We start from the raw sequence: 13734 nt of genomic DNA, 5'->3' as shown, positions 1-13734 counted from the left end.
ACGGTTGTCGCATCCCTTGCCTACAATCGACGAGGTACTGCCAACTCTTGCACAACACCCGGCGCGCACCGCCGCGCCGGCATACCTCGAAAGGAACTTGCATGGAACATACCCTGCCGCCGCTGCCGTTCGGTCTGGACGACCTGGCCCCCGCGATGAGCCGCGAGACGCTCGAATACCACCACGGCAAGCACCACAACGCCTATGTCGTGAACCTGAACAACCTGGTGGCCGGCACCGAGTTCGCCGGCGTGCCGCTGGAAGACGTGATCAAGAAGTCCTCTGGCCCGATCTACAACAACTCGGCCCAGATCTGGAACCACACCTTCTTCTGGAACTGCCTGAAGCCGGCCGGCGGCGGTGAGCCCAAAGGCGCGCTGGCTGACGCCATCAATGCCAAGTGGGGCTCGTTCGCAGCCTTCAAGGAAGCCTTCACCAAGAGCGCCGTGGGTAACTTCGGCTCCGGCTGGACCTGGCTGGTGAAGAAGGCCGACGGCTCGGTCGACATCGTCAACATGGGTGCCGCCGGCACCCCGCTGACGACGGGCGACACCGCGCTGCTGACGATCGACGTGTGGGAACATGCCTACTACATCGACTACCGCAACCTGCGCCCGAAGTTCGTCGAGACCTTCCTCACGTCGCTCGCCAACTGGGGCTTCGCGGAGGCCAACTTCGCGAGCTGAGTGCTCGGCGGCTGCTGCCGCACGGCAGCTGCCCGATGCACCACAAAGGCCGTCCCTGCGACGGCTTTTTCACAACTGCCAACGCCATGGCCGGCGACTGGCGGCGGGCGCGATCAGCCCGAGAATGGCGCGCCGGTCAGCTTGCTGCCGGCCTTCAGCCCACGCTTGGAAAACCAGCCCCGGTTCATCTCCAGCACCATGCGCACCGGCTGCTTCGAGCAGTGCGAGGTCTCGGTCTGGGGCGCCATGTCTTCGATGTTGACGATGCGGCCATCTTCGGCCACGAAGGCGGCGGACAGTGGCAGCAGTGTGTTCTTCATCCAGAAGCACTGCGTGGCTGCTTCTTCGAAGATGAACAGCATGCCTTCGTGCACCGGCATGTTCTCGCGGAACATCAGCCCGATCTGGCGCTCCTGCGGCGTGCGCGCCACTTGCGCGACGATGTTGTACATGCCGGCGCCCAGCGTGACAGTGGACAAGTGTTGTGCCTGTCCAGTCGACTGCGCCAGCGTAGACGGACTGATGGAAGCCAGCGCCGTCAGCGAAGTGATCGCCAGGCACCAGGCACGCAAGCTTGTGTGGATCAGGGTCATGTTTTCCAACCGGGGGTAAGTCTGGATTATCGAACGTCGGAGCGCCCGGAATGGCCGACGCAGAATCGAGCTTCACCGCTTCGCCAGAGCGCGCGCGTGCGAGCGCCCCGTTCGAGCACGGCCCGGCCCTGCCTACCGGCAGGCAAGAAGGGCTCGCATAGAATTTCAGGCATCCAAATTCCTCGACGAAAACCAGGGCCAAGCCTCGCGTTTTCTGGCTGGGAATGATCCATCACGACTCGCGGAGCAAGCGCATGTACCAGCACGTCAAGGTGCCCGAGGATGGGCAGAAGATCAGCGTCAACGCGGACTTCTCGCTCAACGTCCCGAACCACCCGATCATTCCCTACATCGAGGGCGACGGCACCGGCCTGGACATCACGCCAGTGATGATCAAGGTGGTCGACGCCGCGGTCGAGAAAGCCTACGGAGGCGAAAAGAAAATCCACTGGATGGAGATCTTTGCGGGCGAGAAGTCGACCAAGGTCTACGGCCCCGACGTGTGGCTGCCGGCAGAGACGCTGGACATTCTTCGCGAGTACGTGGTGTCGATCAAGGGCCCGCTGACCACGCCAGTGGGCGGCGGCATCCGTTCACTGAACGTGGCACTGCGCCAGGAACTGGATCTCTATGTCTGCCTGCGGCCGGTGCAGTATTTCAAGGGCGTGCCCTCGCCGCTGAAGGAGCCGGAAAAGACCAACATGGTGATCTTCCGCGAGAACTCGGAAGACATTTATGCCGGCATCGAGTACGAAGCCAGGAGCGACAAGGCCGTCAAGCTGATCAAGTTCCTGCAGGACGAACTGGGCGTCAAGAAGATCCGCTTCCCCGAGACTTCGGGCATCGGCGTGAAGCCGGTTTCCATCGAAGGCACCGAGCGCCTGGTTCGCAAGGCGATCCAGTACGCGATCGACAACGACAAGCCCAGCGTGACCATTGTTCACAAGGGCAACATCATGAAGTACACCGAAGGTGGCTTCCGTGACTGGGCCTACGCGCTGGCACAGAAGGAATTCGGCGCAGAGCTGATCGACGGTGGCCCGTGGTGCCGGCTGAAGAACCCGAAGAACGGCAAGGAAATCGTCGTCAAGGACTCGATTGCCGATGCCTTCCTGCAGCAGATCCTGTTGCGCCCTGCGGAGTATTCGGTCGTCGCCACGCTGAACCTGAATGGCGACTACATCTCCGACGCGCTGGCGGCGCAGGTGGGTGGCATCGGGATCGCACCTGGCGCCAACATGTCGGATTCGGTGGCCTGCTTCGAGGCCACGCACGGCACCGCGCCAAAGTACGCAGGCAAGGACTACGTCAACCCTGGCTCCGAAATCCTCTCGGCGGAGATGATGCTGCGCCACATGGGCTGGACTCAGGCTGCGGATCTGATCATCCGCTCGCTGGAAAAGTCGATCCTGAGCAAGAAGGTGACTTACGACTTCGCGCGCCTGATGGACGGTGCGACACAAGTGTCCTGCTCAGGCTTTGGGCAGGTCATGATCGCCAACATGTGAGTCCCGCCCGCGCCTCATCGGAGGCGGGGCGTTCTTTCCGAGCAGTCGCCCAGCAGGCTCAGTCGTCGTCCAACTGGGAGAACTGAGAGTCTTCGCCTGGCTTGGCCGGTGCAAGCAGGCCATGCCGGCGCAGCAGCGTGCGCAGCGTGTTGCGGGTGATGCCCAGTGCGCGCGCGGTGCGCACCTGGTTGGCGTCGGTGCGCGCGAACGCCGTCTTCACCAGTGTGGCTTCGACGCGCTGGAACACGTCCGACAGCCCGGCATTCAGCAAGGCCTCCAGGGCGGCTTCCAGTTGCTGCTGGCGGATGTCGGCCAGCGGCGCCTCAGCCTGCGCAGGCGCCATCGTTGCGTTCGGCGCCAGCCGGTCCACAGGCGCCAGTGCCCGGATCGCAGGTTCTTCCAGCGTTGCCGTCACGGCCGCCACCAGCTTCAGGTCGCTGACCTCGATCACGCCATGCCGGCAGACGATCAGCGCAAAGTGGATGACGTTTTCCAGCTCGCGAATGTTGCCGGGCCAGCTGTAGTCCAGCAGCGCAGCTTCGGCCTCTGCGCTCAGCACCGCATCCGCCAGCTTCAGGCGAGGGCCGTACTGGCTAACGAAATGGCGTGCCAGCGGCAGCAGATCCCCCGGACGATCCCGCAATGGCGGCAATTGCACGGTCGCGACGCTGAGTCGGTAATAAAGGTCGGCCCGGAAGCGCTGCGCCGCCACCGCGCCGCGCAGGTCGATGTTGGTGGCGGCCACCAGCCGCACGTCTACTGCCAGCGTCTTTCGCGAGCCCAGGCGCACGACCTGGCGCTCCTGCAGCACGCGCAGCAGCTTCACTTGCAGCGACAAGGGCAGGTCGCCAATTTCGTCCAGGAACAGGGTGCCGCCATGGGCGGCCTCGAACCAGCCAGCACGTGCCTGCGAAGCGCCGGTGAAAGCACCGGTTTCGTGGCCGAAGAGCTCGGCGTCGATCAGCGATTCGCTGAACGCGCCGCAGTTGACCGCAAGAAAAGGCCCGCTGCGAGCACTCATGGCATGCAGGTGACGGGCGACGAGTTCCTTGCCGGTGCCTGTCTCGCCGATCAGCAGCACCGACGCATCGCTGCGCCCGATGCGTTCGATCTGCTCAAGCAGCGCGCAAGACGCAGGGTCGTGGAAGAGCAGCGCCTTGGCGCGCACGGGGCTGGTGTCTGGCCCTTGCTCTGCGAGGGCCAGCCGCCGCGGGGAGAGCCGTTCAGTGGGTCCGGGCATGTTGCAGTGCAAAAAAAGTCAGATGAACTCCACCTTAGGCGCACAAAACGAGTGCGTCAAGACATGAAATCGAATTTGCATACGCGTGAATGTGCGGTTCAGCAACGTGTGTAACGCAAAGCTTTGCGGGATAAAAACCGGGCGGGCATCAGTTAGCCGGGCAATGTGCTGTTACGGCGACTGGCCGCCTTGTGAAGGTGGTTTGCACGACGCCAAGGACCGGGCAACGCGTGTGCCTGCCTCAGAAAGTGACAACGAAGACGCCGCCCTTTGAATGTGTCGATGAGGCGACACATCTCGTCAAATACCAGGGCCTGTGTTGTCCATACCCAAAATCAAACCTGGGTATGCGTTTGCCTGCTGTCCGCTGGTGAACGACGCCAGGGCAAAGCTGCGCCACGCCCATACCGGCAAGCCGGTATGGGACAGGGCAGGCGCCCGTCACCGGACACCTGGGAAAGCCGGCGAGCCGGACGGCCCGCCGCTCGGCTCGAGGGCTCAGCTGGCCACAGTTTGAGGCACGGGGACTTCGTCCACTGGCCGTATGTTCTGCGCCAACTGGCCTTTGGGCCCTTGCACCAATTCAAAACGGACACGTCCGCCTTGCTTCAGGGTGCGAAAGCCTTCCATCTGAATGGCCGAAAAATGCGCGAACACATCACCGCCACCCAACTCTGGTTCTATGAAGCCAAAACCCTTGGCATCGTTGAACCATTTCACGGTTCCAACCGCTTCCATTTGCAATTCCTCCTGACGCCTTTTGCAGGCTTGTGGTCGCTATTCTTGAGGCATGGCTTTGTCGATGTCAAATGGGCTGAGCGATGAGCCGAGCTCCGCCGGGGGCGTTGACGGCGGCCGATGCTGCGAAATGCGGCACGGCCCGGCGCTTTTTCACCGAATGGTCAGCGTCTTGATGCGACGACCATTGCCTAACGGCTGTGCGGTGTTGGTCATCTCGCTATACTCGATTCATGCCTGCGAAACGACCCGTTGCCCCTCTGCCATCCACGCCTTCGGTGATCAAGCCGGAAGACGGGCAGGGGGCCGTGGTGGCCGAACGAAAGGCCGCCCGCACCAAGCCGCCGCGCATGTACCAAGTGGTCTTGCTCAACGACGATTTCACACCCATGGAGTTCGTGGTGATGGTGCTGCAGGAATATTTCAGGCTTGATCTTGAGGCTGCCACCCTCATCATGTTGAAGATTCATCATGAAGGGCGTGCAGTGTGCGGCGTGTTCAGCAAGGACGTCGCCGCAACCAAGGTCGAGCTGGTGCTCGCCGCGGCACGACGCTCTGGACACCCGCTTCAATGCATTATGGAGGCCGCATGATTGCCCAAGAACTGGAAGTCAGCCTGCACATGGCGTTCGTCGAGGCACGCCAGCAGCGACACGAGTTCATCACGGTAGAGCACTTGTTGCTGGCCTTGTTGGACAACCCGTCTGCTGCTGAGGTGCTGCGAGCCTGTGCAGCCAACATCGAAGACCTGCGCAAGAGCCTGGTCGCTTTCATCCGCGAAAACACGCCCACCGTGGGCGGCACCGACGAAGTGGACACGCAACCCACGCTGGGCTTCCAGCGTGTGATCCAGCGCGCCATCATGCATGTGCAGTCCACGGGCGGCGGCAAGAAGGAAGTCACTGGCGCGAACGTGCTGGTGGCCATCTTCGGCGAGAAGGACTCGCACGCGGTCTACTACCTGCATCAACAGGGCGTGACCCGCCTGGATGTCGTGAACTTCATTGCCCACGGCATCAAGAAGTCCGACCCGCCCGAGCCTGCCAAGGGCAGCAACGAGGGCAGCGGCGGCGGCGAAGCCGAGAAGGAAGAAAGTGGCGAAGGAAAAGGCTCGCCGCTGGATCAGTTCACCACCAACCTGAACCAGCATGCCAAGGACGGCAAGATCGATCCGCTGATCGGCCGCGAGCATGAGGTCGAGCGTGTCATCCAGGTGCTGTGCCGCCGCCGCAAGAACAACCCGCTGCTGGTTGGCGAAGCCGGCGTGGGCAAGACCGCCATCGCCGAGGGTCTGGCCTGGCGCATCACGCAAGGCGAGGTGCCCGAGGTGCTGGGGGACGCCATCGTCTATTCGCTGGACATGGGCGCGCTGCTGGCCGGCACCAAGTACCGCGGCGACTTCGAGCAGCGTTTGAAGGGTGTGCTTAAGCAGCTCAAGGACAGCCCGAAGTCCATCCTGTTCATCGACGAGATCCACACGCTGATCGGCGCGGGTGCGGCCTCCGGCGGCACGCTGGACGCCAGCAACCTGCTGAAACCGGCGCTGTCCAGCGGCGCGATGAAGTGCATTGGCGCCACCACCTTCCAGGAATACCGCGGCATCTTCGAGAAAGACGCGGCGCTGAGCCGTCGCTTCCAGAAGGTCGACGTGGTCGAGCCGACGGTGGAGCAGACGGTCGAGATCCTCAAGGGCCTGAAGTCCCGCTTCGAGGAGCACCACAGCGTGAAGTACGCGGTCGGTGCACTGCAGGCCGCAGCCGAGTTGTCGGCCAAGTTCATCAATGACCGCCACCTGCCGGACAAGGCGATCGACGTGATCGACGAAGCCGGTGCGGCACAACGCATCCTGCCCAAGAGCAAGCAGAAGAAGACCATCACCCGCAACGAGGTCGAGGAAATCGTCGCGAAGATCGCGCGCATTCCGCCGGCCAGCGTTTCGAGCGATGACCGCGGCAAGCTCAAGAGCCTGGAGCGCGACCTGAAGAGCGTGGTTTTCGGCCAGGACCCTGCGGTGGACGTGCTGGCGGCTGCCATCAAGATGGCCCGCTCCGGCCTCGGCAAGTCCGACAAGCCGATTGGCTCCTTCCTGTTCAGCGGCCCCACGGGCGTGGGCAAGACCGAAGTGGCGAAGCAACTGGCCTACATCCTGGGCATCGAGCTGATCCGCTTTGACATGTCCGAGTACATGGAGCGCCATGCGGTGAGCCGGCTGATCGGTGCGCCTCCGGGCTATGTCGGTTTCGACCAGGGTGGCCTGCTGACCGAGGCCGTCACCAAGAAGCCGCATTCCGTGCTGCTGCTCGATGAAATCGAGAAAGCCCACCCGGACGTCTTCAACGTGCTGCTGCAGGTCATGGACCACGGCACGCTGACCGACAACAACGGGCGCAAGGCCGACTTCCGCAACGTGATCATCATCATGACCACGAACGCGGGCGCCGAGACCATGAACAAGGCGACCATCGGCTTCACGACCCAGCGCCAGCAAGGTGATGAGATGGGCGACATCAAACGCCTGTTCACGCCAGAGTTCCGCAACCGCTTGGACTCTATCGTCAACTTCCGCTCGCTGGACGAAGAGATCGTGATGCGTGTGGTCGACAAGTTCCTGCTGCAACTGGAGCAACAGTTGGCCGAAAAGAAGGTCGAAGTGACTTTCTCCGATGGCTTGCGCAAGCACCTGGCCAAGAAGGGCTTTGATCCGCTGATGGGCGCGCGCCCGATGCAGCGCCTGATCCAGGACACCATCCGCCGCGCGCTGGCCGACGAACTGCTGTTCGGTCGCCTGGTCGATGGTGGTCGCCTGGCGGTGGACGTGGACGAGGCTGGCGAGGTGCAGCTGGACATCCAGCCACTTGGCAAGAGTGGCGACAAGCCGCGTGCGGAAGCTGCTGCGGTCTGACGGCCGCGCATACCGGCCGGTTGAGACCGGCAGGCACATAATCAAAGGCGCCCTCGGGCGCCTTTGTCGTTGATGCGGCACTGCTTAGCGCACAGCGGCTGCCGGGTCCTGCTTGAAGTACCCGACGAACAGTTCGTGCAGCGCCGGGTGCTCCTCACGGAAGGCTTGCGGGCAGACGAAAAACGCCTCGGCGGCCACGGCGAAAAATTCTTCCGGCGCTTCCGCGCCATAGGGGTCCAGCAGCGTGGTTTCGCCCGCGTCAACGCGTTCGACGAAGCGCGCCATCTCAGGATCGAACACTGCGAGCCAGCGTTCGCGCGCGGCTTGGGCGCTTGCGGGCAAAGGCACGCCGTCGGGCTCACCCCCGCGCATGTCCAGCACGTGGGCGAACTCGTGGATCACGACGTTGTAGGCTTCTTCGGCGGACTCGCCGGCCGCTTCGACGTCCGGCCATGACAGCATCAGCGGCCCGCCAGCCATCGCTTCGCCGCTGAGCCATTCCTCGTATTCATGCACCACGCCGTCGTCGTCCATGAACTCGCGCTGGGCCATCACTTCATCCGGGTGCACGACGATGCCGACAAAACCGTCGTACATCGCCAGGCCCAGCTTCAGCACCGGCAGGCAGGCCTGGGCGGCAATCGCAACCGCCATCGCATCGTCCACCACCAGCCCTTGGGCGCCGGTGAATTCCTTTTGCGACAGGAACAGGCTGGCGAGCCCACGCAGCTCGATCAGGTCGTCCGCCGGGCGATGGCTCAGGAACGGGTAGTGCGCCAGCACCGCCTGCCACAAGGCATCGGGAATCGCGTAACGCCGCAGGGCGCGCTGCTCGCGCCAGTCGCGCAGCTTCTGCAGGAAGGCCATCGACAGATCGAGACGATTCAGGCGGGCAGGGGCCGGCGGTGCCAGCCTTGCGCGTCCCACAGCATCAGCTCGCCGCGGTCGGCGTCGCCATGGTCCAGCTCCCAGTCGCACAGCACATGGCGCTGCCAGCCAACGAACGCGTCGCTGCCAGGGCGGTGCGTGTGGCCATGCACCAGCAACTGCGAGCCGGCCTCTGCCAGCCAGCCCTGCGCCATGGCCGGGTCTATGTCCGCGTAGGTCTCGGGCTCGCGCGCTTGCGCACGACTGGCGCCTCGCATCTGCTGCGCGATCGCCATGCGCTCGGCGAACGGCCGGGCGAGCAAGGCGCTTTGCCACGCGGGCTGCCGCACCTGGGCGCGGAACTGCTGGTAGGCCTTGTCGTCCAGGCACAGCGCGTCGCCATGGCTCAGCAACACCGTCTGGCCAAAGCCGTGGAAAGCAACCGGGTCTGGCAGTTCGACGCAGCCGGTCTCGCGGAAGAAGCGCGCGCCCAGCAGGAAGTCGCGGTTGCCGCGCATCACATGGACCGGCTGCTGGCGGGCGAGGGCGGCGATGGCCGCAGCAACACCAGCCTCGTACGGCTGGTCCAGCATGTCGTCGCCCACCCAGGCTTCGAACAGGTCGCCGAGGATGAACAAGGCGTCCCCCTGCGGTTGCGCCAGCAGGCGCAGGAAGGCTCCGGTGGTGCGCGGCAGCGACTCGCTCAGGTGCAGGTCCGAGATGAAAACCGCCCGCTGGCAGGCGGGCGGCAGCTGGCGCAAGGCGCCCGGCGCCACCACGGCGCTGGGGGCCAAGGCTGCGTCAGACAATCTCGACGGCCTTTTCGATCGTCACCGCCTCGAGCGGCACGTCGTCGTGCATGCCTTTGCGACCTGTGCGAACTTTCTCGATCGCATCCACCACCTCGGTGCCAGCAACCACCTTGCCGAACACCGCATAACCCCAACCGCTGGGCGACTCGCTGCTGAAGTTCAGGAAGTCGTTGTCCTTGGTGTTGATGAAGAACTGGGCCGAGGCCGAGTGCGGCGCGTTGGTGCGTGCCATGGCCAACGTGTACTTCAGGTTCTTCAGGCCGTTGTTGGCCTCGTTCTGGATCGTTGCGTCGGTGGGCTTCTGGCTCATGTCGGCCAGCATGCCACCGCCCTGGATCATGAAGCTCTTGATCACGCGGTGGAACACGGTGCCGTCGTAGTGGCCCTTGTTCACGTAGGCCAGAAAATTGGCAACGGTGGCAGGCGCCTTGGCGTCGTCAAGTTCGATGCGCAGCACGCCGGCGGAAGTGGTCAGTTCAACAGTCTTGGTCATGGTTTCAGTTCTCCAACGTGGCTTTTTTGATCAGGATGGGTTCGTTCGGCACGTTCTCGTGTCCGCCCTTGTCGCCGACCGGCACGGCCCTGATCTTGTCGACCACGTCCATGCCGCTGACAACCTTGCCGAACACCGCATAACCGTCACGCCCGGGCTGGTAGTCCAGGCGCTGGTTGTCGACAACGTTGATGAAAAATTGCGAGGTGGCCGAGTTCGGCACACTGGTGCGCGCCATTGCAATCGTGCCGCGCAGGTTGGACAGGCCATTCTGGCTTTCCAGCTTGATCGGCGCGCGCGTCGGCTTTTCCTTCATGTCCGGCGTCATGCCGCCGCCCTGGATCATGAAGCTTTCGATCACACGGTGAAAGATGGTGCCGTTGTAGTGGCCAGCCTTCACGTATTGGATGAAGTTGTCCACGCTCTTGGGCGCCTTTTCCTTGTCGAGTTCGACGACGATGTCGCCAGCAGTGGTGCTGAGGCGGACGGTCTCTGCCAGGGCCGGCGCAATGCCTGCCACGGCCAGCGCAGCTGCCAGCGCCAGCGAGCGGGTCAAGGCGGCTGACCGGCGCGCTGCGAGGCCGGGCCGGGTGCTTGTTAAGGTCACGTAAAAGCTCCTTCGCTATACTCGCCCGATTGTACCGACCCCCTTTTTGAAGCGCCGTTCGTGGAGTGCCGTTTGTCCTCGCGGCCGGCGTGGTCCGCTCGCGGCGATGACCTTGCCCGGGCCTCGCGGCCGAACCTGCTCACGAAGCCTTGCCTTTTTCTTCGTCGATGACGCTGCGCATCTATAACACCCTGACCCGCCGGGTCGAAGACTTCTCCCCCATCGAGCCAGGCCATGTGCGCATGTACGTGTGCGGCATGACGATCTACGACCTATGCCATGTTGGCCATGCGCGGATGATGATGGCTTTCGACGTGGTCTACCGCTGGCTGATTGCCCGCGGCTACCGCGTCACCTACGTGCGCAACATCACCGACATCGAAGACAAGATCATCAAACGGGCGGTGGAGCGCGACATCAGCATCCGCCAGCTGACCGACGAGATGATTGCCGCGATGCGGGCCGACATCGGTGCCATTGGCGTCGCCTCACCTACGCACGAGCCCCGCGCCACCGATCATGTGCAAGGCATGGTCGACATGATCGGTACGCTGGAGCAAAAGGGCCTGGCCTACCGCGCCAGCACCGGCGACGTGAACTACTCGGTGCGCAAGTTCCCCGGCTACGGCAAGCTCAGCGGCAAGTCGCTGGACGACCTGCGTGCCGGCGAGCGCGTGGCGGTGGACGACGGCAAGCAGGACCCGCTGGACTTCGTGCTGTGGAAGTCTGCCAAGGCTGAAGAGCCGGCCGATGCCAAGTACGACTCGCCGTTCGGTCCCGGCCGGCCTGGCTGGCACATCGAGTGCTCCGCCATGAGCTGCGCGCTGCTGGGTGAGCGCTTCGACATTCACGGTGGCGGCATGGACCTGCAGTTCCCGCACCACGAAAACGAGATTGCGCAGAGCGAAGGCGCGCTGGGCCATCCGTTTGTCAATGTCTGGATGCACAACGGCTTCCTGAACGTCGACAACGTCAAGATGTCGAAGTCGCTCGGCAACTTCTTCACCATCCGCGATGTGCTGAAGCACTACGACGGCGAGACGCTGCGCTTCTTCATGCTGCGCACCCACTACCGCAGCCCGTTCAATTACAGCGACGCGCACCTGGACGACGCCCGCAGCGCGCTGCGCCGACTCTACACAGCGCTGGCCAGTGTGGCTGACGTGCCTGAGGTGGCGATGGACCTGGCCAATCCATCCGTGCAGGCCTTTCATGCGGCGATGGACGACGACTTCAACACGCCGGGCGCGCTGGCGGTGCTGTTCGAGCTCGCGGCCGAGCTGAACCGCAACAAGTCGACCGAAGTCGCCGGCCAGCTGAAGGCGCTTGCAGCCACGCTGGGCATCCTCCAGCAATCGCCCGCCACCTTCCTGCAAGCCGGCAGCCTGCTGGACGACGCGACGATCCAGTTGCGCATCGAAGAGCGCCAGACCGCCAAGCAGGCCAAGGACTTCGCCCGCGCCGACCAGATCCGCCAGGAACTGCTGGCCGCCGGCATCCTGCTGAAGGATTCGCCGCAAGGCACCACTTGGGTGAAGGCCTGACGTGCCGCATGCATCGAACCCGGGCGTGACGCCCGAGTACTGGGACGAAGCCTGCCGCCACCTGGCCAAGCGTGACCGCGTGATGAAGAAGCTGATCCCGCAGTTCGGCGAGGCCCGCCTTGAGAGCCGCGGAGATGCCTTCACCACGCTGGCGCGCTCCATCGTTGGCCAGCAGATCTCGGTCAAGGCCGCGCAGTCGGTATGGGAAAAGTTCGCCGGTGCCGTGGGTGGCCCGTCTCATGCTTTGGTTCCCGCGGATGTGCTGTCGCTGGAAGTCCCGGAATTGCGGGCTGTCGGTCTGTCGGCGCGCAAGGCAGAATACCTGAGGGATTTGGCGCGCCATTTCGAAGAGGGCAGCGTGCATGTGCCGCTCTGGCGGCAGATGGACGACGAGGCCATCATCGAGGAATTGGTCGCCATTCGTGGCATTGGCCGCTGGACGGCCGAAATGTTCCTGATCTTTTACCTGATGCGACCCAATGTGCTGCCGCTGGACGACGAGGGCCTGATGAAAGGCATCAGTTCCTGCTATTTCAGCGGTGAGCCGGTTTCGCGAGCTGAAGCCCGCGAACTGGGCGAGGGCTGGGCCCCCTACCGGTCGGTGGCGACCTGGTACCTGTGGCGAAGCCTGGATCCGCTGCCGGTCGACTACTGACAGCCACCGACACGCATCGTTCCCCCGATCTCTTTTTCCCCGCTAAGAAGGAACCCGAGCATGAGCAAGCGACACTTTCTGGAGTTCGAGCAACCGATCGCCGAACTCGACGCCAAGATCGAAGAGCTGCGCTACGTTCAGAACGAATCCGCGGTGGACATCTCCGAGGAGATCGATCGGCTGGACAAGAAGAGCCTGCAGCTGACCAAGGACATCTACACCCAGCTGTCGCCCTGGCAGGTCACGCAGATCGCGCGTCACCCCCAGCGCCCGTACACGCTGGACTACGTCAACGAAATCTTCACCGACTTCCAGGAAATGCACGGCGACCGTGCATTTGCAGATGACCTGTCCATCGTCGGCGGCCTGGCCCGCTTCAATGGCCAGGCCTGCATGGTCGTGGGCCAGCAGAAGGGCCGCGACACCAAGGAGCGCGCCGCGCGCAACTTCGGCATGCCGCGCCCCGAGGGCTACCGCAAGGCGCTGCGGCTGATGAAGCTGGCCGAGAAGTTCGGGCTGCCGGTGTTCACCTTTGTCGACACCCCTGGCGCCTATCCCGGCATTGGCGCCGAGGAGCGTGGCCAGTCCGAAGCCATCGGCCGCAACATCTTCGAGATGGCGCAGCTGGAAGTACCCATCATCACCACCATCATCGGCGAAGGCGGCTCCGGCGGCGCGCTGGCGATCAGTGTGGGCGACCAGGTCATGATGCTGCAGTTCTCGGTCTACTCGGTGATCTCGCCGGAAGGCTGCGCGTCCATCCTGTGGAAGACCTCCGAGCGCGCGTCTGACGCTGCCGAAGCACTGGGCATCACCGCGCACCGCCTGAAGGCCCTGGGCCTGGTGGACAAGATCATCAGCGAGCCGGTTGGCGGCGCCCACCGCGACCTGAAGCAGATGGCCTCGCAGCTCAAGCGCGGCCTGGTCGACTCGCTGCGTCAGGTGGCCGACCTGTCGACCGAAGCACTGCTGGAGCGCCGCTACCAGCGCCTGAAGTCCTACGGTCGCTTCACCGATACCACCGCGCGCTGAGCGCGCTGACGGAAAGGCTGGCCGGCATGGCGGCGCGGCCGCCGAGGCCGGCTTCAA

At 63.8% G+C, this 13734-nt stretch carries 14 protein-coding genes; 7 read left to right on the top strand and 7 right to left on the bottom strand.

Annotated features, from left to right (window positions below):
• Window positions 1-101: 101 nt before the first annotated feature.
• Window positions 102-686, top strand: a complete 585-nt coding sequence (locus FKP22_RS01500) for a superoxide dismutase (RefSeq protein WP_141284489.1) — start codon at window positions 102-104, stop codon at window positions 684-686.
• A gap of 113 nt (window positions 687-799) precedes the next feature.
• Here FKP22_RS01500 and FKP22_RS01495 read toward each other — a convergent pair whose 3' ends face one another.
• The gene (locus tag FKP22_RS01495) at window positions 800-1279 is read right to left on the bottom strand and encodes a DUF192 domain-containing protein (protein ID WP_141284487.1); all 480 of its coding nucleotides are present in this window, start codon (window positions 1277-1279) and stop codon (window positions 800-802) included.
• A gap of 254 nt (window positions 1280-1533) precedes the next feature.
• On the opposite strand from FKP22_RS01495, the gene icd reads away from it, so the two are divergent.
• A complete protein-coding gene (gene icd / locus FKP22_RS01490) occupies window positions 1534-2787 on the top strand; it encodes an NADP-dependent isocitrate dehydrogenase (RefSeq protein WP_141284485.1) in 1254 nt (417 codons plus the stop codon).
• Window positions 2788-2845: 58 nt separating this feature from the next.
• Here icd and FKP22_RS01485 read toward each other — a convergent pair whose 3' ends face one another.
• A complete protein-coding gene (locus tag FKP22_RS01485) occupies window positions 2846-4027 on the bottom strand; it encodes a sigma-54 interaction domain-containing protein (protein ID WP_141284483.1) in 1182 nt (393 codons plus the stop codon).
• 498 nt (window positions 4028-4525) lie between these two features.
• Entirely contained in the window at window positions 4526-4765 is a 240-nt protein-coding gene (locus FKP22_RS01480; protein WP_141284481.1) for a cold shock domain-containing protein, read from the bottom strand.
• A gap of 233 nt (window positions 4766-4998) precedes the next feature.
• Between FKP22_RS01480 and clpS the strand changes: the two genes are divergently transcribed.
• Together clpS and clpA are read left to right on the top strand one after the other, a co-directional pair.
• Entirely contained in the window at window positions 4999-5358 is a 360-nt protein-coding gene (clpS, locus tag FKP22_RS01475) for an ATP-dependent Clp protease adapter ClpS (protein ID WP_141284479.1), read from the top strand.
• On the top strand, window positions 5355-7667 hold the full coding sequence (clpA, locus tag FKP22_RS01470; protein WP_141284477.1) for an ATP-dependent Clp protease ATP-binding subunit ClpA: 2313 nt from the start codon (window positions 5355-5357) through the stop codon (window positions 7665-7667). Before clpS ends, clpA begins: the two co-directional genes overlap by 4 nt.
• 84 nt (window positions 7668-7751) lie before the next feature.
• Here clpA and FKP22_RS01465 read toward each other — a convergent pair whose 3' ends face one another.
• The 4 genes from FKP22_RS01465 to FKP22_RS01450 are packed head-to-tail and all read right to left on the bottom strand — an operon-like array spanning window position 7752 to window position 10365.
• Entirely contained in the window at window positions 7752-8534 is a 783-nt protein-coding gene (locus FKP22_RS01465; RefSeq protein ID WP_141284475.1) for a M90 family metallopeptidase, read from the bottom strand.
• Window positions 8535-8551: 17 nt separating this feature from the next.
• Window positions 8552-9343, bottom strand: coding sequence for a UDP-2,3-diacylglucosamine diphosphatase (locus tag FKP22_RS01460; protein ID WP_141284473.1), 792 nt, complete (start codon window positions 9341-9343; stop codon window positions 8552-8554).
• Window positions 9336-9839, bottom strand: a complete 504-nt coding sequence (locus FKP22_RS01455; RefSeq protein ID WP_141284471.1) for a peptidylprolyl isomerase — start codon at window positions 9837-9839, stop codon at window positions 9336-9338. The genes FKP22_RS01460 and FKP22_RS01455 overlap by 8 nt, the downstream gene beginning before the upstream one ends.
• Window positions 9840-9843: 4 nt before the next feature.
• Window positions 9844-10365: a peptidylprolyl isomerase gene (locus FKP22_RS01450; protein ID WP_375140548.1), complete on the bottom strand. Its 522-nt coding sequence runs from the start codon at window positions 10363-10365 to the stop codon at window positions 9844-9846.
• Window positions 10366-10613: 248 nt separating this feature from the next.
• On the opposite strand from FKP22_RS01450, the gene cysS reads away from it, so the two are divergent.
• The 3 genes from cysS to FKP22_RS01435 are packed head-to-tail and all read left to right on the top strand — an operon-like array spanning window position 10614 to window position 13677.
• On the top strand, window positions 10614-11990 hold the full coding sequence (cysS, locus tag FKP22_RS01445) for a cysteine--tRNA ligase (protein WP_141284497.1): 1377 nt from the start codon (window positions 10614-10616) through the stop codon (window positions 11988-11990).
• Between the two features lies 1 nt (window position 11991).
• Complete coding sequence (locus FKP22_RS01440) at window positions 11992-12645, top strand: DNA-3-methyladenine glycosylase family protein (protein WP_233446792.1); 654 nt, start codon at window positions 11992-11994, stop codon at window positions 12643-12645.
• Window positions 12646-12705: 60 nt separating this feature from the next.
• Window positions 12706-13677 (top strand): acetyl-CoA carboxylase carboxyltransferase subunit alpha, encoded by a 972-nt coding sequence (locus tag FKP22_RS01435; RefSeq protein ID WP_141284469.1) that lies wholly within the window; start codon window positions 12706-12708, stop codon window positions 13675-13677.
• The last annotated feature ends 57 nt before the right edge of the window (window positions 13678-13734 follow it).

It is taken from the genome of Ideonella azotifigens, assembly GCF_006519715.1.
Lineage (GTDB): Bacteria > Pseudomonadota > Gammaproteobacteria > Burkholderiales > Burkholderiaceae_C > Ideonella > Ideonella azotifigens.
The sequence above is the reverse complement of the archived record's forward strand: the minus strand, read 5'-3'. Positions and strand labels throughout refer to the sequence as shown.

What these genes read in the sequence shown, in the direction of transcription:
- FKP22_RS01455 (WP_141284471.1), bottom strand. Translation starts at nt 9,839, where the DNA reads ATGACCAAGACTGTTGAACTGACCACTTCCGCCGGCGTGCTGCGCATC.
- FKP22_RS01485 (WP_141284483.1), bottom strand. Translation starts at nt 4,027, where the DNA reads ATGCCCGGACCCACTGAACGGCTCTCCCCGCGGCGGCTGGCCCTCGCA.
- clpA (WP_141284477.1), top strand. Translation starts at nt 5,355, where the DNA reads ATGATTGCCCAAGAACTGGAAGTCAGCCTGCACATGGCGTTCGTCGAG.
- icd (WP_141284485.1), top strand. Translation starts at nt 1,534, where the DNA reads ATGTACCAGCACGTCAAGGTGCCCGAGGATGGGCAGAAGATCAGCGTC.
- FKP22_RS01495 (WP_141284487.1), bottom strand. Translation starts at nt 1,279, where the DNA reads ATGACCCTGATCCACACAAGCTTGCGTGCCTGGTGCCTGGCGATCACT.
- FKP22_RS01500 (WP_141284489.1), top strand. Translation starts at nt 102, where the DNA reads ATGGAACATACCCTGCCGCCGCTGCCGTTCGGTCTGGACGACCTGGCC.
- clpS (WP_141284479.1), top strand. Translation starts at nt 4,999, where the DNA reads ATGCCTGCGAAACGACCCGTTGCCCCTCTGCCATCCACGCCTTCGGTG.
- FKP22_RS01435 (WP_141284469.1), top strand. Translation starts at nt 12,706, where the DNA reads ATGAGCAAGCGACACTTTCTGGAGTTCGAGCAACCGATCGCCGAACTC.
- FKP22_RS01480 (WP_141284481.1), bottom strand. Translation starts at nt 4,765, where the DNA reads ATGGAAGCGGTTGGAACCGTGAAATGGTTCAACGATGCCAAGGGTTTT.
- FKP22_RS01465 (WP_141284475.1), bottom strand. Translation starts at nt 8,534, where the DNA reads ATGGCCTTCCTGCAGAAGCTGCGCGACTGGCGCGAGCAGCGCGCCCTG.
- cysS (WP_141284497.1), top strand. Translation starts at nt 10,614, where the DNA reads ATGACGCTGCGCATCTATAACACCCTGACCCGCCGGGTCGAAGACTTC.